At 71.6% G+C, this 22,854-nt stretch carries 18 protein-coding genes; 8 read left to right on the top strand and 10 right to left on the bottom strand.

Annotated features, from left to right (window positions below; translation table 11 throughout):
- Positions 1–90 precede the first annotated feature (90 nt).
- Together AB0D49_RS41110 and AB0D49_RS41115 are read right to left on the bottom strand one after the other, a co-directional pair.
- The gene (locus AB0D49_RS41110) at positions 91–759 is read right to left on the bottom strand and encodes an HAD family hydrolase (RefSeq protein ID WP_362769179.1); all 669 of its coding nucleotides are present in this window, start codon (positions 757–759) and stop codon (positions 91–93) included.
- Between the two features lie 73 nt (positions 760–832).
- Positions 833–1,348: a hypothetical protein gene (locus AB0D49_RS41115; protein ID WP_362769182.1), complete on the bottom strand. Its 516-nt coding sequence runs from the start codon at positions 1,346–1,348 to the stop codon at positions 833–835.
- Positions 1,349–1,686: 338 nt separating this feature from the next.
- Here AB0D49_RS41115 and AB0D49_RS41120 point away from each other — a divergent pair, with 338 nt between their 5' ends.
- The gene (locus AB0D49_RS41120) at positions 1,687–2,388 is read left to right on the top strand and encodes an Rv3235 family protein (protein ID WP_362769185.1); all 702 of its coding nucleotides are present in this window, start codon (positions 1,687–1,689) and stop codon (positions 2,386–2,388) included.
- Between the two features lie 162 nt (positions 2,389–2,550).
- On the opposite strand, the gene secA is transcribed toward AB0D49_RS41120, so the two are convergent.
- A complete protein-coding gene (gene secA / locus AB0D49_RS41125; protein ID WP_362769188.1) occupies positions 2,551–5,358 on the bottom strand; it encodes a preprotein translocase subunit SecA in 2,808 nt (935 codons plus the stop codon).
- 341 nt (positions 5,359–5,699) lie between these two features.
- Between secA and AB0D49_RS41130 the strand changes: the two genes are divergently transcribed.
- Together AB0D49_RS41130 and AB0D49_RS41135 are read left to right on the top strand one after the other, a co-directional pair.
- Positions 5,700–6,272 (top strand): GNAT family N-acetyltransferase, encoded by a 573-nt coding sequence (locus AB0D49_RS41130; RefSeq protein WP_362769190.1) that lies wholly within the window; start codon positions 5,700–5,702, stop codon positions 6,270–6,272.
- Between the two features lie 71 nt (positions 6,273–6,343).
- On the top strand, positions 6,344–7,516 hold the full coding sequence (locus AB0D49_RS41135; protein WP_362769193.1) for a crosslink repair DNA glycosylase YcaQ family protein: 1,173 nt from the start codon (positions 6,344–6,346) through the stop codon (positions 7,514–7,516).
- An 85-nt stretch (positions 7,517–7,601) separates the two neighbouring features.
- Here AB0D49_RS41135 and AB0D49_RS41140 read toward each other — a convergent pair whose 3' ends face one another.
- The 7 genes from AB0D49_RS41140 to mtnA all read right to left on the bottom strand — a co-directional run bounded on the left by AB0D49_RS41140 (position 7,602) and on the right by mtnA (position 16,924).
- Entirely contained in the window at positions 7,602–8,351 is a 750-nt protein-coding gene (locus AB0D49_RS41140; protein ID WP_362769196.1) for a response regulator transcription factor, read from the bottom strand.
- Between the two features lie 203 nt (positions 8,352–8,554).
- Positions 8,555–9,301 carry a ribosome-associated translation inhibitor RaiA gene (gene raiA / locus AB0D49_RS41145; RefSeq protein ID WP_362769199.1) on the bottom strand — a complete coding sequence of 249 codons (747 nt, stop codon included), beginning with the start codon at positions 9,299–9,301 and terminating at the stop codon, positions 8,555–8,557.
- Between the two features lie 266 nt (positions 9,302–9,567).
- Positions 9,568–9,924, bottom strand: a complete 357-nt coding sequence (locus tag AB0D49_RS41150) for a hypothetical protein (protein ID WP_362769201.1) — start codon at positions 9,922–9,924, stop codon at positions 9,568–9,570.
- 721 nt (positions 9,925–10,645) lie between these two features.
- The gene (locus AB0D49_RS41155) at positions 10,646–12,373 is read right to left on the bottom strand and encodes an LpqB family beta-propeller domain-containing protein (RefSeq protein ID WP_362769222.1); all 1,728 of its coding nucleotides are present in this window, start codon (positions 12,371–12,373) and stop codon (positions 10,646–10,648) included.
- Between the two features lie 178 nt (positions 12,374–12,551).
- On the bottom strand, positions 12,552–14,660 hold the full coding sequence (gene mtrB, locus AB0D49_RS41160; RefSeq protein WP_362769204.1) for an MtrAB system histidine kinase MtrB: 2,109 nt from the start codon (positions 14,658–14,660) through the stop codon (positions 12,552–12,554).
- 1 nt (position 14,661) lies between these two features.
- On the bottom strand, positions 14,662–15,351 hold the full coding sequence (gene mtrA / locus AB0D49_RS41165; RefSeq protein ID WP_015659998.1) for a two-component system response regulator MtrA: 690 nt from the start codon (positions 15,349–15,351) through the stop codon (positions 14,662–14,664).
- 391 nt (positions 15,352–15,742) lie between these two features.
- The gene (gene mtnA, locus AB0D49_RS41170; protein ID WP_362769207.1) at positions 15,743–16,924 is read right to left on the bottom strand and encodes an S-methyl-5-thioribose-1-phosphate isomerase; all 1,182 of its coding nucleotides are present in this window, start codon (positions 16,922–16,924) and stop codon (positions 15,743–15,745) included.
- Positions 16,925–17,077: 153 nt separating this feature from the next.
- On the opposite strand from mtnA, the gene AB0D49_RS41175 reads away from it, so the two are divergent.
- From AB0D49_RS41175 to AB0D49_RS41195, 5 genes are read left to right on the top strand one after another with little or no spacing between them, the layout of a single operon-like run.
- Entirely contained in the window at positions 17,078–18,442 is a 1,365-nt protein-coding gene (locus tag AB0D49_RS41175; RefSeq protein WP_362769210.1) for a hypothetical protein, read from the top strand.
- Between the two features lie 43 nt (positions 18,443–18,485).
- Positions 18,486–19,217, top strand: a complete 732-nt coding sequence (locus AB0D49_RS41180) for a DUF4129 domain-containing protein (protein WP_362769225.1) — start codon at positions 18,486–18,488, stop codon at positions 19,215–19,217.
- Entirely contained in the window at positions 19,214–20,410 is a 1,197-nt protein-coding gene (locus tag AB0D49_RS41185; protein WP_362769213.1) for a DUF4350 domain-containing protein, read from the top strand. Before AB0D49_RS41180 ends, AB0D49_RS41185 begins: the two co-directional genes overlap by 4 nt.
- Complete coding sequence (locus AB0D49_RS41190; RefSeq protein WP_362769215.1) at positions 20,407–21,399, top strand: MoxR family ATPase; 993 nt, start codon at positions 20,407–20,409, stop codon at positions 21,397–21,399. Before AB0D49_RS41185 ends, AB0D49_RS41190 begins: the two co-directional genes overlap by 4 nt.
- The gene (locus tag AB0D49_RS41195; protein WP_362769219.1) at positions 21,399–22,709 is read left to right on the top strand and encodes a DUF58 domain-containing protein; all 1,311 of its coding nucleotides are present in this window, start codon (positions 21,399–21,401) and stop codon (positions 22,707–22,709) included. The genes AB0D49_RS41190 and AB0D49_RS41195 overlap by 1 nt, the downstream gene beginning before the upstream one ends.
- Positions 22,710–22,854: the final 145 nt, after the last annotated feature.

Genomic DNA, 22,854 nt, shown 5'->3' on the forward strand with positions numbered 1-22,854 from the left:
CCCTCGTAGCGGAGCTACTAGGGCTTTTGTCCGGTGCGGCGAGAGTGCGTGCCGGGCGTCGCGACGCCACGGAGATCCATCAGACACCCCCTAGGCCGCCGCCAGCCGCCCGGCCTCCGCGACCGCCTCCGCCAGCGAATCCACCACCGGCGCGCCCGTCTCCTCCAGGCTGGCCCGGCTGTGCGACCCCCCGGTGTAGAGCACGGCCCGCGCTCCCGCGTGCCGTGCCGCCACCGCGTCGTCGGCGGCGTCCCCGATCACCACCGTGCGTCCCGGCTGCACACCGCCGAGGGCGGCGAGATGCCGCACCATGTGCTCGGCCTTGCTGCCCCCGGACGGCCCGGTGCGTCCGTCCACTCTTATGAAGTGTTCCTCGATCCCGAACCCGCGTACCAGCGGCACCAGTTCGGCATGGCCGTACATGCTCAGGATCGACTGGCTGCGTCCCTCCGACGCCCACCCGACCAGCAGCTCCGCCACACCGTCGGTGAGCCCGCAGCCGACCCGGTGCTCGGTGTAGTGGCGGTGGAAGGTGTCGTCCATGACCGACCACTCCGACTCGGTCGGCAACCGCCCGAGCAGCCGCTCGTAGAACTTCGGCACCGGCACGCAGTACAGCGCCCGGTACTGCTCCATCGTGATCGGGTCCATCCCCAGCTCGGCGAAGGCCGCGTTCGTCGCCCCGATGATCGCGTCATTGTCATGGAACAGCGTGCCGTTCCAGTCCCAGACGATGTGCGCCCCTGTCTGCATCCCCATGCCAGAAAACGTACCCCCCGCCACTGACAATCAGGAGAACCCCAGCTCAACGGCGCCCTCACCGACCGGAGCGCTACTCCCCCGACCCCACCAGCTGGGGAATCTCCTGCGTCGCGAACCACAGCAGCTCATGGTCCTCGGCCCCGTCCACCACGAACTGCGCGTCGTCGTCCCCGGCGTCCGCCGCCGCCAGCGCCTCCGCCGCAGCGGCCACATCGGCCACCGCGTCCCCGGCGTCGACGTGCACGGCCGCCGCCTTGCCCAGCGCCACCCCGCCCGCGATCCGCACCTCGCCCAGCACGGCCGGATCGAGCCCCCGGTCGGGGTCGGCGACCGCCGTCCCGTCCGGCACGTCCACCGCGACCACCACCCGCCGCCGTACGGCGTCCGGGTCGGCCGCGATCAGCCGCAGCGAGGCCAGCGCCGCACGGCTCAGCGCCGCGTACTCCAGTTCCTCGATGTCGTCGGAGAGGTACCACTCGCGCAAGCCGGGCGTCACCGCGTACGCGACGAGCGAGCCGGTCCCCAGCTCACCCGTCTTGTACGCCTCGGCGAGACCGGGGAGGGTCAGGGGGACGTAGACACGCATGGCTGGCCGCTTTCGTGGTCGGGAGGGCTCGCAACGCCCCGGCGAATGCCTGGGGAAGCCACCGGGACGGCCTTCAGGATACGTCCGGGGGTCCCCTTTCGAGTCTGTGCCCACCCGCTCACGGACGTCAGTCCGGCGCCCCGAAATTCACCCCCCACCCCTCTCCCACCAGCCAGAACGCCGCCACGATCACCCGGAGGGGTGAATACCTTCACGGCCCACCACCCCTATGGGGCCCCCTTGCCGCCTCCGACCCCGTCCGTACAAGATCCCCAACAGGAAGTTACCGCCCGGTAGAAATCCGGGCCGGCCGAACGGGGATCACCATGCACAAGGTCATGACCAGGGCAGAGGCCCGCCGCCCCCACCACCAGTCACGCGAACAGGGCCCGGGACAGGCACCGGGACAGGCACCGGGACGGGCTCAGGCACCGGCCCAGCGGCAGCCCCAGGCCGAGAGCCCGTACCCGCCCCGCACCCGCCCGCCGGGCCGCCGCGACTCCCGCCGCCCCGGCGGCGCCCCACCCCGCTTCCCCGGCGTACGACGCCCGAGCAGGGGCCCGGACACGGCCCGCGCGGCGACGCCCCCGCCCACGACGACCACCGAGACCACCGCCACCACGGTCCCCGCGCCCCGTACGCCCCTCCCCGCCCCGCGCCCCGCCCTGCCCACCGAACCCTTCGCGGAACGCCTCCTGGCCGTCCTCAGCGGCCGACGCCCCGTCCACTACATGCTCGGCCTCACTTCCGGCCGCGCCTACGACGAACTGGCCTGGCTGGCCGAACGCGGCCCGCTGCGCACCCCCGGCACCACCAGCCCCGTCCTGCGGGAGATCGGCTGGTACGAGGCCCGTCCCGGCGCCATCGAGGTCTTCGCCCGGATCGGCGCGGGCGACCGTCTGCACGCGATGGCGTTCCGCCTGGAACAGGGACCCGACCGGCGCTGGCGCTGCACCGCCGTGGACCTGGGCCTTCCGCCCCGCCACGACCACCGCGACCGGAGCCAGAACCGGACCCGGAACCTGGACCTGGACCGGTGATCGACCTCACCCCCACGGCCCCCGCGCCCTGACCCGCCCACCCGCACACCGAAGGGCCGGCCCCCACCGAGGAGACCGGCCCTCCAGCCACGGCACCGACCCACGCCGCACTGCTACCCGAGCATCACCGGCGTCACCGGCCCGAAGACCGACGCCACCAGGTCACTTCTTACGGCGCCGCCCGCCCCGCGCCTGCTTGCGCCGCTCCGCGCGGGTCAGCCCGTCGGCCTCGGAGCGCACCGGCTCGTCGTCGGCGAAGTCGCCCTCGATGGTGCCGCCCTCGCCGTCCACGGTGGGCGCGGAGAAGTGCAGGTTCCGCCGCTGCGGGGCGTCCAGCCCCTTGGCGCGGATCTCGGGACGCGCGCCCGCCTGCGCGGGAACCGCGTCCTGCTTGTCCAGGCTCGGCTTGGCGTCCTTGACGGGGACCTCCTCGACCTGCTGCTCGACCTGGACCTCCAGGTTGAACAGATAGCCGACGGACTCCTCCTTGATGCCCTCCATCATGGCGGTGAACATGTCGAAGCCCTCCCGCTGGTACTCCACCAGGGGGTCCTTCTGCGCCATCGCGCGCAGACCGATGCCCTCCTGGAGGTAGTCCATCTCGTAGAGGTGCTCACGCCACTTGCGGTCCAGCACACTGAGCACCACCCGGCGCTCCAGCTCACGCATGATCTCGGAGCCGAGCTGCTCCTCACGCGCCTCGTACTGCTGGGTGATGTCGTCCTTGATGGAGTCGGCGATGAACTCGGCGGTCAGCCCGGCCCGGTCCCCAGCCTCGTCCTCCAGCTCCTCGACGGTGACCTTCACCGGGTAGAGCTGCTTGAAGGCGCCCCACAACCGGTCCAGGTCCCAGTCCTCGGCGAAGCCCTCGGCGGTCTCGGCGCCGACATAGGCGTCGATGGTGTCGTCCATGAAGTGCCGGACCTGCTCATGCAGGTCCTCGCCCTCCAGGACGCGGCGGCGCTCGCCGTAGATGACCTCACGCTGCCGGTTGAGGACCTCGTCGTACTTCAGGACGTTCTTACGGGTCTCGAAGTTCTGCTGCTCGACCTGCGACTGGGCGGACGCGATGGCGCGGGTGACCATCTTGTTCTCGATCGGCACATCGTCCGGCACATTGGCCATGGACATCACGCGCTCGACCATCTGCGCCTTGAACAGCCGCATCAGGTCGTCGCCGAGGGAGAGGTAGAACCGGGACTCGCCGGGGTCGCCCTGACGGCCGGAACGACCTCGCAGCTGGTTGTCGATCCGGCGCGACTCATGCCGCTCGGTGCCCAGCACATACAGCCCGCCGAGGTCCTTGACCTCCTCGAACTCGGCCCGCACCGCCGCCTCGGCCCGCTCCAGGGCGTCCGGCAGGGCGGCGGCCCACTCCTCGATGTGCTCCTCGGGGTCCAGGCCGCGCTGGCGCAGCTCGGCCTCGGCGAGATCGTCGGGGTTGCCGCCGAGCTTGATGTCCGTACCACGGCCGGCCATGTTGGTCGCCACGGTCACCGCGCCCTTGCGGCCGGCCTGGGCGACGATCGTCGCCTCCCGGTCGTGCTGCTTGGCGTTGAGGACCTCGTGCTGGATACCGCGCTTGGACAGCTGCTGGGAGAGGTACTCGGACTTCTCGACCGAGGTGGTGCCGACCAGGATCGGCTGGCCCTTCTCGTGCTTCTCGGCGATGTCGTCGACCACCGCGTCGAACTTGGCGACCTCGGTGCGGTAGATCAGGTCGGACTGGTCCTTGCGGACCATCGGCTTGTTGGTCGGGATGGGGACCACGCCGAGCTTGTAGATCTGGTGGAACTCGGCGGCCTCGGTCATCGCCGTACCGGTCATGCCGGAGAGCTTGCCGTAGAGGCGGAAGAAGTTCTGGAGGGTGATCGTGGCGAGCGTCTGGTTCTCGTCCTTGATCGGCACCTCCTCCTTCGCCTCGATCGCCTGGTGCATGCCCTCGTTGTAGCGGCGGCCTGCGAGGATACGGCCGGTGTGCTCGTCGACGATCATGACCTCGCCGTCGATGACGACGTAGTCCTTGTCCTTCTTGAACAGTTCCTTCGCCTTGATGGCGTTGTTCAGATAGCCCACGAGCGGGGTGTTCACCGACTCGTACAGGTTGTCGATGCCCAGCCAGTCCTCGACCTTGCCGACGCCGGACTCATGGATGGCGACCGTGCGCTTCTTCTCGTCGACGTCGTAGTCGCCGGTCTCCTCGAGGCCCTTCAGGGGCTGGCCCGCCTCGCCGCGCTTGAGGCGGCGCACCAGCTTGGCGAAGTCGCCGTACCACTTGGTGGCCTGGTCGGCGGGGCCGGAGATGATCAGCGGCGTACGGGCCTCGTCGACGAGGATGGAGTCGACCTCGTCGACCACCGCGAAATTGTGGCCGCGCTGGACGAGTTCGTCCTTCGACCAGGCCATGTTGTCGCGCAGATAGTCGAACCCGAACTCGTTGTTCGTGCCGTACGTGATGTCGCAGCCGTACTGCTCACGGCGCTGGGCCGGGGTCATGTTGGCGAGGATGCAGCCCACGGACAGACCGAGGAACTTGTGGACGCGGCCCATCATCTCGGAGTCGCGCTCGGCCAGGTAGTCGTTGACCGTGATCAGGTGCACACCGTCACCGGACAGCGCGTTCAGATACGTCGGCAGGGTGCCGACCAGGGTCTTGCCCTCACCGGTCTTCATCTCGGCCACATAGCCGAGGTGCAGGGCGGCACCGCCCATGATCTGCACGTCGTAGTGGCGCTGGCCGAGGACGCGCTTGGCGGCCTCACGGACGGTGGCGAACGCCTCGGGCAGCAGGTCGTCCAGGGTCTCACCGTCGATGTAGCGCTGCTTGTACTCATCGGTGAGGGCCCGCAGCTCGGCGTCGGAGAGGTCGGCGAAGTCCTCTTCGATGGAGTTGACCTGGTCCGCGATGCGGTGCAGCTTGCGCAGGATCTTGCCTTCGCCTGCACGCATGATCTTCGAGAGGACGGACACGGGGGTTGGTCTCCTTGCCGGTCGGGCCTGGGACGGTCGGTTTCCATGGGACATGACGGAGCAACGGCCATCGTATGCGAGGACCCGCCCACACCGGGAGGCCCGCAGAAACGACAGCGTCCACCGTCTTCACTTCCGCAGGTGACACGGGGCACGAACACCGCCACGACCCGGCCCGGCAGCACTCACGATCGGCCGGCGATCCACCCGTTCACAGGGCACAACGGCCGACGCTCACGGATGGTGCCGCATCCGGGCAACCAATTTCGCAAATCGTGATCAGATGATCACTCACCGCAAAGAGATGGCGCCCGTTCCACCGCCCCGCGCAGAATCTGCCAATGGAACCCGTCACCCTCAGCACCGACCGGCTGCGGCTGCGCGCGGTCACCCCGGACGACACCGCCGCCGTGTACGCCGCCTGCCAGGACCCCGAGATCCAGCGCTGGACCACGATCCCCTCCCCCTACCTGCCCGAACACGCCGAGAGCTTCACCACGCAGACCTCCCCCGAGGGCTGGACCGCGGGCTCCATGTTCACCTTCGGCGCCTTCCTCCCCGAAGGCGACCTCATCGGCATGCTCGGCATCACCATGCGCTCCCTCGGCGTCGGCGAGATCGGCTACTGGGCCGCGAAGGACCACCGTGGCCGCGGCTACACCACCGAGGCCGCCCTCACCACCGTCCGCTGGGCCTTCGTCCACGCACGCATCGACCGCGTCGAATGGCGCGCCGAGGTCGGCAACCACGCCTCCCGCGCGGTCGCCGAGAAGACCGGCTTCACCATCGAGGGCGTCCTGCGCTCCGGCATGAACAACAACGGGGTCCGCCGCGACTGCTGGATCGGCTCCCTGCTCCCCTCCGACCTGGGCCTGCCCTCCACCGCGCCCTACCTCCCCGCCCCCCGCACCTGACCCCGCCCACCGCGAACAGCAAAACCCCAGCTCAGACCGCGTTGTCAGACCCACCGACTATCGTGCGGGACATGACCTTCCCGCGCCCCTTCGCAGAGCTGTCCGCGGCAGAGGCCCGCCGAATCGTGCTGCGCGCACAGGGCTTCCTCGGCTCCCCCGACCGCCGGGCCGGCGTCCGCGGCACCCTGCGCCACCTCGGCGCGGTCCAGCTCGACACGATCTCCGTCCTGGCCCGCTCCCATGAACTCGTGCCCTACGCCCGCCTGGGCCCGGTAGGCCGCAGAACGGTGGATCAGGCGTACTGGAAGGACACCCACGCCTTCGAGTACTGGTCCCACGCGGCCTGCATCCTGCCCATCGAGGAGTGGCCGCACTTCGCGTTCCGCCGCCGCGCCTACCGCGACCGGCCGCACTGGAACCACCAACTCCCGGACGGCACCTACGAGCAGGTGATCAAACAGCTCCAGGCGGAAGGCCCCCTCACCGCGACGGAGCTGGGCGGCGCCAAACGCACCAGCGACTGGTGGGACTGGTCCGGCGCCAAGGTCGCCGTGGAGCGCGCCCTCATGTACGGCGAAGTGGTCTGCGTCGAGCGCCGCGGCTGGAAGCGCCTGTACGACCTGGCCGAGCGCGCCATCCCGCAGGAACTGCTGCACGACGACCTCGACGACACGGAGTGCCTGCGCCGTCTGGTCCGGCTCGCCGGAGAGGCCCTGGGAGTGGGCACCCGCGCGGACATCGCCGACTACCACCGGCTCAAGGCCGAGCAGGTCGACGCGGTGATCGCCGACTCCGGCCTGGTCCCGGTGACCGTCGCGGGCTGGACCAAACCGGCCTGGGCGGACCCGGCGGCCCTGGAGACCGCCCCGCGCGGACGGCACCGTACGACGCTGCTGTCCCCGTTCGACTCCCTGATCTGGGAGCGGGCGCGCACGGAGCGGATCTTCGGCTTCACCCACCGGCTGGAGGCGTACGTCCCCAAGCAGAAGCGGATTCACGGCTACTTCGCGATGCCCGTACTGTCCGGCGGCGCGCTCATCGGACGCGTCGACCCGGCCCGTGAAGGCACCACCCTGGTCGCCCGGCAGACCAGCCTCGACGGCCCCAAGGCCGTCCCCGGCGTCGCCCAGGCCCTGGTCGAGGCGGCGAGCTGGGTGAACTGCACAGACGTACGGGTGGAACGCGTGGAGGCGCCGGAACTGCGCGACGCCCTCATCGGCGAACTGGCCCGGCTCCTGGCCTGACCACCGGCGACAGCCCCGACACCAGTCCCGGTATCAGGACCGGTATCAGCGCCGGTATCAGCACCGACACCGGCATCGACCCGCGTCAGCGGATCTCAAGGATCTTCTCCCGCATCGCGTACACCACCGCTTCCATCCTGGAGTGCAGCTGGAGCTTCTCCAGGATGTTGCGCACATGGTTCTTCACGGTGTTCTCGGAGATGAAGAGCTCCTTGGCGATGTCCCGGTTGTTCATCCCCGTGGCCACCAGCTTCAGCACCTCCAGCTCGCGGTCGGTCAGCCGCGGCGCGGGCACCAGCCGGCGCTCGTCGGTGCGCTGGATCATCGACTTGAACTCGGTGAGCAGCTTGGACGCCATGGACGGGCTGATCTGGGACTGGCCGTCGGCCACCGCCCGGATCGCCGTGGCCACCTCGTCCGTGGAGATCTCCTTGAGCAGATAGCCCGTCGCGCCCGCCTTGATCGCGTCGTAGAGATCGGCTTCCTCATCGCTTATGGTCAGCATGATGATCTTGGCGCTGGGGGCCACCTCCTTGATGGAGGTACACGCCTCGATACCGCCGCGCTTGGGCATCCGGACATCCATCAGCACGATGTCGGGCAGCAGATCGGCCGCCTTGTCGACCGCCTCGGCGCCGTCCCCTGCCTCACCGACGACCTGGATGTCCTCCTCGGCCGCGAGCACGATCTCCAGACCGCGCCGGAAGAGAGCGTGATCGTCGACGACCAGGACGCGGATCGGCTCCTTGCGGGACGCGCCCGTGTCCGGGTCCTCCTCCGCGATGCCCTCATGGGCGGCACCCGCCGCCTGCATCGGTCCGAAGCTGTCCGCCATCGTTCCTCCCCCTGAAGGCTGTGGCCTGTGGTCCTGTGCCATCGCCAACCCAAGGCAACGGCCCACCTGTTGAGCCGATGCGGCCATGATTTCATGCCCGGACGACACCGCGGTCACAGAACGGGGCGCCAACCGGTCGCACCGGTGCCCCTGGGGGCGCACACGCACTCCAGGGGCACCGGCCTCACTGCCGTCCGGGAGGATCAACCACCCAGCGAGCCACCCGCGTCGGGCGACGGCGCCTGGGTGACCATGGTGTCCGTACGCAGATGGATCACGCCGTAGTCATAGGCGTGCCGCCGGTAGACGACGCTGGGCTCCTTCGTCTCGGAGTCGACGAACAGATAGAAGTCGTGCCCGACCAGCTCCATCTCGTAGAGCGCCTGGTCGAGGGACATCGGGGAAGCGACGTGCGTCTTCTCGCGGACCACGAGCGGGCCGTCGCCCTTCACTTCGAGCGAGCCGAACTTCTTCGTGGGCACCTCGGGCTCGTCCGCCTCGAAGGTGATGTCATTGCCGTTGAGCGTCGCGGCGTCCGGAACATGGTCCGGCACCTCCGCCGCCGTCAGCCGGCGGACCCCCCGGCGCGTGTGGCGCTTGTCGTGCTCCCTGCGCAGCCGGGCGTCCAGCTTCTCCGCCGCGAGGTCCAGCGCGGCGTACGGGTCACTGGCCGCGGCCTCCGCCCGGATCACCGGGCCGCGGGAGCGGAGCGTGATCTCCACCCGGTCGCTGCGCTCGGCCTGTCGCGGGTTGGGCTCCTTGGACACCTCGACGTCGAGGCTGATCACCTTGCCGTCGAGCTTCTGGATCTTCTCCAGCTTCAGCTTCTCGGCCACGTGCTTGCGGAACCGCTCGGGCACCTCGGTCTTGCGGCCCTTGACGACGATGTCCACGCAGAACTCCGTTCCCGGATCGCTCCGCTTCGGTGGCGGAGCATCTCCCTTGTGCACCAGATCCCGGGAGGCCCCGGAACCTCGGACTCGGTGACTTCCACCTCCTCCTCCCCCATGGGCGGGATCTCCAGCCCGCCGGCCCCGGGTCATTGCAGAAAACCCGCAGCACGGCATTCGGATATGCGAGGGACGGCCTGCGGCTTTCTCTCACAACCGAACATATCTCGCCCGGACGGATGTCGTCACCCTCTACTGCCGCGTACCCCCGTTCCAGTGAATTGACCCTCTCACTACCTGCAACGATGCAACTTTGCAGACAGTTCCTACTTCATTTCGAAAGAATCGGGCGGCGCCGCGACGACGGCCGCACAGATCACCTCTCCGCCTTGTTTCCTTACCGGCCTTCCTTGCCCATTCCGCTTCCCGCCCACACCCGCCCTCATGCCCCCGGTTCCGGTCCGGACGGCCCTTGCCCCCAACGCCTCCCGCACCGCCCGAGCCGCCTCAGCCAGCGACGCACCCGTCGTCATCAGGTCGTCCACCAGCACGATCCGGCCATCCAGCAGCCCCTCCGCGCCCCGCGCCACCGTCAGCGCCCCCGCGAGATTCGCCCACCGCGCGGCAGCCCCCAGCCCCGCCTGATCGGCCACCGGCCGCCGCTGCCGCAACACCGCCGCCACCCGCGCCGCCACTCCACGCCGCCGCAACACTCCGGCCGCGGCGAACGCGATCCGGCGGGCGGGGTCGTGGCCACGGGCTCGGGTGGTGGGGCGGGAGGAGGGGAGGGGGACGAGGAGGAGCGGGGGGTGTGGGGCCCCCTCCCCTCCCCTCCCCTCCCCTCCCCACCCCCCACACCCACCCCCACACCCACCCGCACCGCCCCCGCCACCGCCTCCCCCAACGGCCCCGCCAGCCCCAGCGCACCCCGCTCCTTGTGCGCCAGCAGCGCCGCCCGCACCTCGTCCTCGTACCGTGCCGCCGCGTACACCGCCGGCAGCCCGGACGGCTCCGGCATCGGCCGCACCCGGCGCGGCACGCCTGCGCCGAGCGCCGTACGGCACCGCCCGCACAGCACCGCCCGTGGCGCTCCGCAGCCTCCGCACTCGGCCGGCAACACCAGGTCGGTCAGGTCCTGCCACCACCCCCGCATGGAGATCACTGTGCCGGTCCGGGAAAGGACACCGCCACCCCTGTGGATAACCCCCTGTGGATAACTAAGACGGGCGAACCCCACACACCGTCGCCACAACCCAGCCACGGCCCCGAATCCCCACCGGACGCCCCCGGGTCCGACGCACCGAATCAACCCCAGCGGGAGACCCCAGAGCGCGCCCAGACGGCCCCCAGAAAGCCCCCTGGAGCCCCCAGCCAACAGAGGGACATCAGGTAGACCGCGTCACCTCACCCCGGATAAACCGGTGAGGCCCCCTCCGTGACGACCTTCTGCCACTGCGCCGCGCTGCCCATCCGCACGATGCCGTCCTCGGAGTACGCCACGAGCGGCAGATGCTCGTCCTCGGACGCGGCGATGGTCTCCACGCCGGTGAGGGCGTCGGGCGCGGCGGTCTCCGGGGAGGAGCCGTCGACCTGGACGTAGGAGATCTGCTGGACGCCTTCCTTCTCGCGTCCGACCACGACGAGGCGGCTGTCGCCGGCCCAGGACATGGTGGTGATCTCGGACAGCTGCGGTGTCGCGGACCGCATTTCGCGCACGGTCACGGACGGTGCCTCACCGGGCTTGGACTCCCGTTCGATCCGCCCGATGAGCAGTGACTGCTGCTCACCGTCCGACACGACGAGCGCGATACGGACGCCGTCGGCGGCGACCCGGACGGATTCGATACGGCCGTCCAGTCCGGGGGTGGCGACGTGGATGGCGTCGCCCTCGCCGTCCGGGAACAGCAGGAGCCGTTCGTTCTTGGGGTCGCGGTCGGCGATCCACAGGTCGCCGTGGAGGTCCCAGCTGGGCGCGGTGAGCCGGTCGGCCTCGGTCTTGCCCTGGCTGACGACGAGCGGGGCGGGGGGCTGTTCCTGGGGGGTGAGGGAGCTGACGTAGAGGCCCTTGCCGTCGAGGCCGACGCCGGCCGCCTGGTTCTCGTCGCGGGCGACGGCGACGGAGCGCAGTTCGCGGGTCCCTTCGCCGAGGGTGCCGGGGACGGCTTCGGCGGTGGTGGTCTTGCTGCTGGCGGGGATGCGGACGAGTTGGTGGTCGCCGTCGAGGAAGTACAGGTATCCGGGCTGTTCGGCGGAGCCGCGCGTGGCGACGGCGTCGGCGCCGTCCTCGTCGAGGGAGCACAGCCGGCCGCCGCCGGACTGGAGTTCGACCTGGTCGACGGCGGGGGTGAGGGTGCGCAGCGTGAACAGGAGCTGGGCGGCCATCTCGTTGCACTTGGTGAGGCTGACGTCGGCGGCCCGGTCGTTGAGCGGGACGGTGAGGGTGTTCTGGTCGTCGGGCGCCAGGGTGGCGTCCTTCTTGAGGGCCGTGCCGCTGGGGAAGCTGGAGCGGACGACCGGGTCGAGCCAGGTGGTGGGGCCGGACAGCAGGGAGTCGACCATCTGGGTCATGGCGTCGACGCGGCGCCGTATGTAGACGGGGTCGGCGACGACGGCGGGCTGTGCGCCGGTCGCGGTGGCGGAGGCGAAGTAGTACTTGTCGACGGAGGTGTAGTTGCGCTGGAAGTCGGACTGGCCCATGACGACGCCCTGGGGCAGTCCGTCGATGCGCCACTGTCCGGTCTTGCGGTCCTTGGCGAGGTGTACCTGCCGGGTGTAGTCGCCGTCGACGGGTGTGTAGGACTGCTGTTCGTCGACGAGGGCGATGCGGGTGCCGGTGAGCGTGAACGAGTACTCGGTGCCGTCCTCGCGTCCGCCCGCGGGGTCGGCGGTGGTGGCGGGTCCGTCGGCGAGGACGGTGGTGGACGCCTCGGGCTGCCAGTCGCGGGCGGCTTCGGGGGTCAGGTACAGCTTGGCGGTCTCGTAGCGCGGGTCGTCGCTGGTGAGGGCTTCCAGGAAGCCCTGGACGATGTCGGGTGGCGCGGCGTCGTCGCGTGGCGGTACGGCGAAGACGCGGACCTGGGTGTCCTGGCGCGGGGTGTTCTCGACGCCGCGCAGGTCGCCGTTGTCGGGCATGGAGGCGCATCCGGCGAGGAGTACGGCGCCTCCGGCGGCGTAGGCGATCGCCCGTCCTGGTGGGCGGCGCCTGGGGCGGTTCTCGGAGGGGCGTCCCGCGCGGGACCGCCGTCCGCGCTCGGGTGGGGTCGTTGTTCCGCTCTCGCGGTCACCGCTCGCCTGTGGCCCCGTCTCGCGGTCACCGCCCACGTGTCGCCTCCCCTTGCCGCTGCTCGGCCTGTGCCGGGCCGCCCATCCCGTCAACGGCTGTCGCCGTGTCGCCGTTCCGCGGTTCGCCCGTGGATCGGGCCGCTCCCTCAGGGGCCCTCTCCGGGTCGCTGTGGGTGTCCTCGTCCCGGGCGCGTGCACCGGTTCCGGTGGCGGGGCGGGGCACCACACGGGAGCCGTTTCCGGGGAGGGCGGTCGGGTCGGCGGTGGGCGTGGCGGCCGGGCGCGCCAGGGGTGATATCTCGCCGGTGGGCTGGACCGGGACGGTGGCGGTCTTCTCGCCGCCGCGCGGGAGTTTGGTGTCGCCGGGGCCGCGGTTGCGGCGGGAGTCCTTGGGTTCGAGGGGTATCGGGGAGCCGCGCAGGGGTTCGTCCGCGGTCCTGGGCAGGGTGAGCCGGAACTGGGAGCCGCCGCCGGGTTCGCCCCATGCCTGGAGCCAGCCGCCGTGCAGACGGGCGTCCTCCAGGGCGATGGACAGGCCGAGGCCGGTGCCGCCGGTGGTGCGGGCGCGGGCGGGGTCGGCGCGCCAGAAGCGGTTGAAGACGCGGGTGGCCTCGCCGGGTTTGAGGCCGACGCCGTAGTCGCGTACGGCGACGGCGACGGCGCCGCCCGCGGAGGCGAGCCTGACGACGACGTCCTTGCCCTCGCCGTGTTCGACGGCGTTGACGACCAGGTTGCGCAGTACCCGTTCCAGGCGCCGCGCGTCGGCCTCGGCGACCACGGGCTGCTGGTCGCCGACGACGCGTATGTGGCTGCCTTTGCGTTCGGCGAGTGGTTCGGCGCCGCTGACGACGCGCCGCACGACCTCGCGCAGGTCTATGGCTTCGGCTTCGAGGGCGGCGGCTCCGGCGTCGAAGCGGCTGATCTCCAGCAGGTCGGCCAGCAGTGACTCGAAGCGGTCGAGCTGGTCGGCGAGGAGTTCGGCGGACCGCGCGGTGACGGGGTCGAAGTCGACGCGGGCCTCATGGATGACGTCGGCGGCCATCCGTACGGTGGTGAGGGGGGTCCGCAGTTCGTGCGACACGTCGGACACGAACCGGCGTTGCATCCGGGAGAGGTCCTCCAGTTGCTGGATCTTGAGCTGGAGGTTCTGCGCCATCTTGTTGAACGCCTCGCCGAGCCGCGCGATGTCGTCCTCGCCGGTGACCTTCATACGTTCCTGGAGGCGCCCGGCGGAGAGCCGTTCGGCGATCCCGGCGGCCATCCGTACAGGTGTGACGACCTGTCGTACGACGAGCCAGGCGATGGCGCCGAGGAGGACGACGACGAACAGTCCGGCGGTCGCGAGGGTGCCCTTGACCAGGCTGAGCGACTTCTCTTCCTGGGTGAGCGGGAAGAGGTAGTACAGCTGGTAGGGGTCACCGTTGGGGTCGGTGACCTCCTTGCCGATGACGAGGGCGGGCTGGGCTTCCTTGTCGACGCCGCTGTAGATGATGCGGCTGTAGCTCTGCGCGGCGGCGGCGCTGGTGTTGACCCGGGTGCGCAGGTCCTCGGGGACGCTCTTGTTGGGGTCGACGCCGCCGGAGGCGCGTGGTCCGCGGCCGTTGCCGCTGTCGTCGCCCGCGGGGAGGGTGACGACGTCGAAGGCGCCTTGTCCGCCGCTGGACAGGGAGGAGACGAGGTCGCTCATCCACTGGATGACGTTCTGCGCGGGCCGTCCGCCGACGGCGGCGGGGTCGTCGCCCGGTGCGGCGGCGGCCTCGTCGGCCCGCTGTTTGGCGACGGCGAACCCGCCGGTGGCCTGGCTCTGCGAGGCGTTCACCTTGGCGTCGAGGAGCCCGTTGCGCACCTGTCCGATGACGACGAACCCGAGGAGCAGCACCACGCCCAGGGACATCAGCAGCGTGGTGACCACGACTTTGAGCTGGATGTTGCGCCGCCACAGCCGCATGACGGGCAGCAGTGGCCTGCGCACCCAGCGCATGAAGAGCCTCAGGACCGGGCTGCCCTGGACTCCGCCCTGGAGCAGGCCGCCCTCCAGGAAGCGGCTCCAGCGGGAGCCCGGTGCCGTCCGGCCGACAGGCCGCCCCGCGCGGGCCCCGGACCTGCCGGGGGCCGGGGCGGCGCTGTCCTTGGGCATGTCAGCTCGGCCCGGCCTTGTAGCCGACGCCACGGACGGTCACCACGATCTCGGGTCGCTCGGGGTCCTTCTCGACCTTGGAGCGCAGCCGCTGTACGTGCACATTGACCAGCCGGGTGTCGGCGGCGTGCCGGTAGCCCCAGACCTGTTCCAGCAGGACCTCGCGGGTGAACACCTGCCATGGCTTGCGGGCCAGCGCGACCAGCAGGTCGAACTCCAGGGGGGTCAGGGCGATGGACTGCCCGTCCCGTTTCACGGAGTGCCCGGCGACATCGATCACCAGGTCCCCGATGGCGAGCTGCTCGGGCGCGGGTTCCTCGGACCGCCGCAGTCGGGCCCGGATCCGCGCGACCAGTTCCTTGGGCTTGAACGGTTTGACGATGTAGTCGTCGGCCCCGGACTCCAGGCCGACCACGACATCCACGGTGTCGCTCTTGGCCGTGAGCATGACGATGGGGACCCCGGATTCCGCCCTGATCAGGCGGCACACCTCGATCCCGTCGCGCCCCGGCAGCATCAGATCGAGCAGCACCAGATCGGGTTTGGTCTCCCGGAACGCGGCCAGCGCCTTGTCGCCGTCGGCCACGAAAGACGGCTCAAAACCTTCACCACGCAGCACGATGCCGAGCATCTCGGCCAGTGCGGTGTCGTCGTCGACGACCAGGACTCGTCCCTTCATAAACGACATCATCCCATTCTCATAACGGTGGCGAAGGTGCAGGTGAGACACGTCACTGCCTCGTGACCATAGTCGTACTCGGCGGTCACTGTCTGCCCCTGTCCGTACCGGCGGAGATCGGCCCCGGCCGCGGACCCGTCTCCCGCGCGGTCCCGCGCCCCCGCGACACGCCGTTTCCGCCCGGTACGGCCCGGCAGGAACCCGCCGCGCGTGTCCCACCGCCCACGGTTGCCACCCGCCCCTCCTGGGGCCTCAGGTGCGATTCAGCGCACCTCAGGGAGCGCATCGCAGGGGGGCGCGCCTCGGAGGCCGCCTCGGGGAAGCGCACCCCATGGGGCCGCCTCGGGAAAGCGCGCCCAGGGGGCCCACTCCCGTGAGGCTCACCCCGTCCACACCTCCGTCCTCACCCCGCCGCAACCCCCTCCCCGGCCCGCGCGCACAGCTCCGCCAGCCCCTCCCCCGTCACCGGCGACACCACACCCTCCTCCGTCACGATCGCCGTCACCAGCTCCGGCGGCGTGACATCGAACGCCGGGTTGTACGCCTGCGTCCCCAGCGGTGCCAGGGGCACCCCGTTGCCGCCCACGCCCCCGGCCCCCGTCCCGGCCGCTCCGGTGGCCGACGCCTGCGGGGCCGCGATCTCGGTCACCTCGTGCCCGGCCCGCTGCTCGACCTCGATCGACGCCCCGTCGGCGGTGTCCAGGTCCACGGTCGTGACCGGCGCCACGACGATGAACGGCACATGGTGGTACCGGGCCAGCACGGCGAGCGGATAGCTCCCCACCTTGTTCGCCACGGACCCGTCCGCCGCGATCCGGTCGGCGCCGATCAGCACCGCGTCGACCTCCCCGGCCGCGAACAGCGAACCCGCCGCGTTGTCGGTGAGCAGCGTGTACGCCATCCCGCTGCGCGCCGCCTCGTACGCGGTCAGCCGGGCGCCCTGGAGCAGGGGCCGGGTCTCGTCCACCCACAGCCGCCGCAGCCGTCCCACGCGGTGCGCGGCGAGCGCGACCGCGAACGCCGTGCCCTCGCCGCCAGACACCAGCGAGCCGGTGTTGCAGTGGGTGAGGACACGGTGCCCGCCGCCCGGAATCAGTTCGTCGAGGAGTGCCAGCCCGTGCGTGGCCATGCGTCGGCTCGCCTCGGCGTCGGCGCGGTGCAGGTGCCGGGCCGCGTCCAGCGTGGCTGCGGCGGCCTGCCGCGGGTCGCCCGTGGCGGCGAGCGCGGCCCGGTGCGCGGCCAGCGCCCGCCGCACGCCGAGGGACAGGTTCACGGCGGTGGGCCGGGCGCCCGCCAGCGCGTCGGCGGCCTCGTCGACGTCGAAGCCCCGCGCGGCGGCGAGCGCGACCCCGTACGCCCCGGCGATCCCGAGCAGGGGCGCTCCGCGCACGGCGAGCGTGCGGATCGCCTCGACCAGCGCGGGCGGGTCCGTGCACACCCGCTCGGCCTCCTCGACGGGCAGCCTGGTCTGGTCCAGCAGGACCACGACGGGCCCCTCGGGCGGCTCGTCCCAGCGGATCACCGGGATGCCGGTGGACCGGTTGGACCGGTTGTCCTCGCCGGATTGCGCGTACTGATCAGCCATGCCGTCAGTCTGCCCCGTACCGCGCGGACCATTGAAGGCGCCCGGTGAAGGTGCCCGGGTCCCACCTCGGCCGGTCACGCGGAAAGGGCCCCATGGCACGATGTTGGCCAACCCTTTGCCGCGACCGCGGTCGGGCACCGTGAAGGAGCGATGATGAACGACACTCCGGGCTGGGCCTCGCCCGGATCTGCCCCGTCCGACGTCCCGTCCGGCGTCCCCTCCGACGGGCAGCCGCCCGGCGCGTCCGGCCCCGAACAGCCCGCCGACCAGCCCGGTGCGGACCCGCAGAGCCCCGGTCCGAAGTGGTCCAAGGAGCAGCCGCCCCCGGCGCAGTGGTCCGGGCCCGAAGGCGCGCAGCAGCCGGGCCAGGCCCCGCCGCCACCGCCGGGCCCGGCGGCCCCGGGCTGGGGCCCGCCCCCTGGCGCCCCCGGCGGCTGGGGAGCCCCGCCCGGAGGCCCCGCCCCGGGCGGCTACGGCACCGGCCACGGCGGCTACAACACCGGCCAGGGCGGCTGGGGCACCCCATGGGGCGGCCCCCCGCCCGCCGCGAAGCCCGGCGTCATCCCGCTGCGCCCGCTCGGCGTCGGCGAGATCCTCGACGGCGCGGTCTCCACCATGCGCACGTACTGGCGCACGGTCCTCGGCATCTCCCTGACGGTCGCGGTCCTCACCGAGATCGTCATCGTGCTGCTCCAGGGCTTTCTCCTGAACGACCTCCTGGACACCACCGCGATCGACGACCCGGACGCCGAGCTGGGCGAACTCGCCCGCGCGCTGGGCGAGGCGATGACCGCCAACGTCGTCGTCTTCCTGATATCCCTGATCGGCACGGTCGCCGCGACCGCCCTGCTGACCACGGTGACCAGCCGCGCGGTGCTCGGCAAGCCCGTCACCACGGCGGATGCCTGGCGCGACGCCCGCCCCCAGGTGCTGCGCCTGTTCGGTCTGATCTTCCTGCTGGTGCTGATCACCTTCGGCATCATCGCCGTCGGCACCCTGCCCAGCGTCCTGGTCGCCGTGTCGAACGGCGCGGGAGTGGTCTTCGGCCTGTCCCTGCTGCTGATCCCGGGCGCGGCCGTCGTCTCGGTGTGGTTGTGGGTCCGTTTCTCCCTGGCCTCGCCCGCCTTGATGCTGGAGAAGCAGAGCATCTCCCAGGCGATGAGCCGCTCCGTGAAGCTCGTACGCGGCTCCTGGTGGCGGATCTTCGGGATTCAACTGCTTGCCGTGATCATCGCCAATGTCATCGCCATGATCGTGGTGGTCCCGTTCGCCTTCGCCGGTGCCATGGCCGACGGTGACAGCATCACCGCCTTCGTGGAGTCCGGCACGGGTCTGGGCTGGACGTTCCTCGTCATCAGCGGCGTCGGCTCGGTGATCGGCTCCATGATCACCTTCCCGATCACGGCCGGTGTGACCGTGCTCCTCTACATCGACCAGCGCATCCGCCGCGAGGCCCTCGACCTCGACCTGGCCCGCGCCGCCGGTGTCCAGGGCTACGACGCCGCCCCCAGGAGCTGATGCGGTGATTCCGGCGGGGGGATCTGCCTTGACCCAGGCCGCGCTGTCGGCGCTGTCGGCGTTCTCAGCGCTGCCGACGCTGCCGCGTGACGCCGACACACCACCGCTCACCGTCCCGCGCGACCCCGCGCGGGAGGCGGCCGAGCGCGAGCTCGCCAAGCGGATGTACCACGACGACGAACCGGGGCTGTTCCAACGCGCCCTGGACACGTTCTGGGAGTGGCTGGACGACCTGTTCGACTCGGCGTCCGCCGCCACTCCCGGCGGCACCGTCGGACTCGTCGTCGTCATCCTGGTCGTCGTGGCACTCCTGGCGGCCCTCTGCTGGCGCCTGGGCACCCCCCGCCGACAGCCCGTCTCCGCCGTCGTCCTGTTCGACGACCGCCCCCGCAGCGCCGCCGAGCACCGCGCCGCCGCCGAGGCGCACGCCGCCCAGGGCCACTGGAACCAGGCCGTCCAGGAGCGCATGCGCGCCATCGTCCGCTCCCTGGAGGAACGCGCCCTCCTGGACCTCCGTCCCGGCCGCACCGCCGACGAGGCCGCCGCCGAGGCGGGCCGCACCCTGCCCGCCCACGCAGACCGGCTGCGCACCGCCGCACGGGACTTCGACGACGTCACATACGGCGGCCGTACCGCCACCCGGGCGCCGTACGAGCGGATCACCGCGCTCGACCACGACCTCGACCGCGCCAAGCCCCGGCTCACCGAAGCCCTGGCAACCGCCAGCACCAGCACCAGCACGGACCACACCACCCGCCAGGGAGCCGCCGGATGACCACCGAGGCCACGCTCCCCACCACCTCGGTCTCGCCCACCCCGCGCCAGCTGTGGACCCGCGGACGGGGCGTCGCCCTCGCGCTCGCCCTCCTCGTCGCGGGCGCCGTGGCGATCGCCCTGGTGCGCTCCGACGCCCAGCACGGCAGCCTCGACCCGCGCTCCGCCGACCCCCAGGGCAGCCGCGCCCTCGCCGAACTCCTCGACGAGCGGGGCGTGTCCACGCGCGTGGTGACCACCCTCGACGAGGCCCGCGCCGCCACCGGCCCCGACACCACCCTCCTGGTCGCCGAACCCGACCTGCTGACCCCCGCCCAGCAGTCCCGCCTCCAGGAGGCCACCGCCGGCTCCGGCGGGCGCACGGTCCTGGTCGCCGCGGGCGTCTCCTCCGCCGAACGCCTCGCCCCCGGCGTCTACGTCGACCCCGCCACCAGCCTCGACAGCACCCTCACCCCCGGCTGCGCCCTCCCCGACGCGGTCCGCGCGGGCCCCGCCGAGACCGGTGGCCTGCGCTACTCCACCACCCGCCCCGCAGCCGCCGAGTGCTACTTCAGCCAGCGCCTGGCCACCCTCGTCGTCCTCCCGCAGCCGTCCGGGGACGGCGACACCGTCCTCCTCGGCGCGCCCGACATCCTCCTCAACGAGCGCCTCGACCAGCAGGGCAACGCCTCGCTGGCCCTCCAACTGCTCGGCTCGCACCCCCATCTGACCTGGTACCTCCCCTCGCTCTCCGACACCACCGCCACCCCCGACGACGGCGGACGCGACTTCTTCGACCTGGTCCCCTCCGGCTGGCTCTGGGGCACCCTGCAACTCTTCGTCGCCGCGGCCCTGGCCGCCCTGTGGCGGGCACGCCGGCTCGGCCCCCTGGTACCGGAAAAACTCCCCGTCGCGGTCCGCGCCTCCGAAACCGTCGAAGGCCGCGCCCGTCTCTACCGCAAGGCGAACGCCCGCGACCGCGCGGCAGCCGCTCTCCGCTCCACGACCCGCACCCGCCTCGCCCCCCTCGCAGGACTCCCCGTCACCCGGGCCCACACGCCCGAAGCGCTCCTCCCGGCCCTGTCCGCCCGCCTCCAGGGCGACCCGCAGGACCTGCACACGCTCCTCTTCGGCCCCACGCCCGCCGACGACAGAGCACTCATCACCCTCGCCGACCAACTCGACGCCCTCGAAAGAGAGGTACGCCGTCCATGATGGACCCGACCACTGACAACGCCTGGCCGAGCGGGGACGCGGACACCGCCCGCGCCTCCCTCGAAGCCCTGCGCGCCGAGATCGCCAAGGCCGTGGTCGGTCAGGACCCCGCCGTGACCGGCCTGGTCGTCGCCCTGCTGTGCCGCGGCCACGTCCTGCTCGAAGGCGTCCCCGGCGTCGCCAAGACCCTCCTGATCCGCACCCTCGCCGCGTCCCTCGAACTCGACACCAAACGCGTCCAGTTCACCCCCGACCTGATGCCCGGCGACATCACCGGCTCCCTGGTCTACGACGCCCGCACCGCCGAGTTCTCCTTCCAGCCCGGCCCGGTCTTCACCAACCTCCTCCTCGCGGACGAGATCAACCGCACACCCCCCAAGACCCAGTCCGCCCTCCTGGAAGCCATGGAGGAACGCCAGGTCACGGTCGACGGCACCCCGCGCGCCCTCCCCGACCCGTTCCTCGTCGCGGCCACCCAGAACCCCGTCGAGTACGAGGGCACCTACCCCCTCCCCGAAGCCCAGCTGGACCGCTTCCTCCTCAAGCTCACCGTCCCCCTGCCCTCCCGCCAGGACGAGATCGACGTCCTCACCCGACACGCCGAAGGCTTCAATCCGCGCGACCTCAGGGCCGCGGGCGTACGTCCTGTGGCGGGCGCCGCCGACCTGGAGGCGGCCCGCGCGGCGGTCGCCAAGACCACCGTCTCCCCGGAGATCGCCGCGTATGTCGTGGACATCTGCCGCGCCACCCGCGAGTCGCCGTCCGTCTCCCTGGGCGCCTCCCCGCGCGGCAGCACCGCCCTACTGGCCACGTCCCGCGCATGGGCCTGGCTCATGGGCCGCGACTACGTCATCCCGGACGACGTCAAGGCCCTCGCCGGGCCCACCCTGCGCCACCGGATCGGCCTCCGCGCGGAGGCCGAGATGGAAGGCGTGACGGCCGACTCCGTCATCAACGCGATCCTCACCCACGTCCCCGTGCCCCGCTGATGGCGCTCACCGGACGCGCCGCGCTCCTGGCCGCCCTGGGCTCCCTCCCCGTCGGCCTCTGGGACCCCAGTTGGACAGGGCTCCTCGCGGTCAACGCCCCCCTGGCCCTCGCCTGCGCCTGCGACTACGCCCTGGCAGCCCCTGCACGCCGCCTGGCGCTGTCCCGCAGCGGCGACACGTCCGCCCGCCTCGGCGAGACCGCGGACGTCACCCTGACGGTCACCAACCCGTCCCGCCGCCCCCTGCGCGCCCAGCTCCGCGACGCCTGGCCCCCCAGCAGCTGGCTCCCCGGCACCGAGACCGCGTCCTCCCGCCACCGCCTCACGATCCCGCCCGGCGAACGCCGCCGCACCACCACCCGCCTGCACCCCACCCGCCGCGGCGACCACCACGCCGACCGCGTCACCATCCGCTCCTACGGCCCTCTGGGCCTCCTCACCCGCCAAGGCACCCACAGGGTCCCCTGGACGGTCCGTGTCCTCCCCCCGTTCACCAGCCGCAAGCACCTCCCCTCGAAACTGGCCCGCCTCCGCGAACTCGACGGCCGCACCAGCGTCCTCACCCGAGGCGAAGGCACCGAATTCGACAGCCTGCGCGAGTACGTCCCCGGCGACGACACCCGTTCCATCGACTGGCGCGCCACCGCCCGCCAGACCATGGTCGCCCTACGCACCTGGCGCCCCGAACGCGACCGGCACATCCTCCTCGTCCTCGACACCGGCCGGACCTCGGCCGGCCGCGTAGGAGACGCCCCGCGCCTGGACGCCTCCATGGACGCCGCTCTGCTCCTGGCCGCCCTCGCCTCCCGCGCGGGCGACCGCGTGGACCTCCTCGCCTACGACCGCCGAGTCCGCGCCCTCGTCCAGGGCCGCACAGCGGGCGACCTCCTCCCGTCCCTGGTCAACGCCATGGCCACCGTCGAACCCGAACTCCTCGAAACTGACGCCCGCGGCCTCACCACCACCGCCCTCCGTACGACGCCCCGCCGCTCCCTGATCGTCCTCCTGACGACCCTCGACGCGGCCCCCGTCGAGGAGGGCCTCCTCCCGGTCCTCCCGCAGCTCACCCAGCGCCACACCGTCCTGGTCGCCTCCGTGGCCGACCCTCATGTGGCCGACATGTCCAAGTCCCGCGGCACCATCGACGCCGTCTACGAAGCAGCCGCAGCAGCCCAGTCCCAGTCGGAACGCCAACGCGTCTCAGAACAACTACGCCGCCACGGCGTGACGGTCGTGGACGCAACACCGGACGACCTGGCCCCGGCCCTGGCAGACGCCTACTTGGCCCTGAAAACAGCAGGCCGCCTCTAAAATAGAAAAGGGCCCGGAAACCCGGGCCCTCACCAACCATCGGAAACGCGGAAAAGCCCCGCATCCGAAGATGCGGGGCTTCCCCTCAAAGTTTGTTCGGCGGCGTCCTACTCTCCCACCGGGTCCCCCCAGCAGTACCATCGGC

The sequence above is a fragment of the Streptomyces sp. NPDC048290 genome, from assembly GCF_040652095.1.
Taxonomy (GTDB): domain Bacteria; phylum Actinomycetota; class Actinomycetes; order Streptomycetales; family Streptomycetaceae; genus Streptomyces.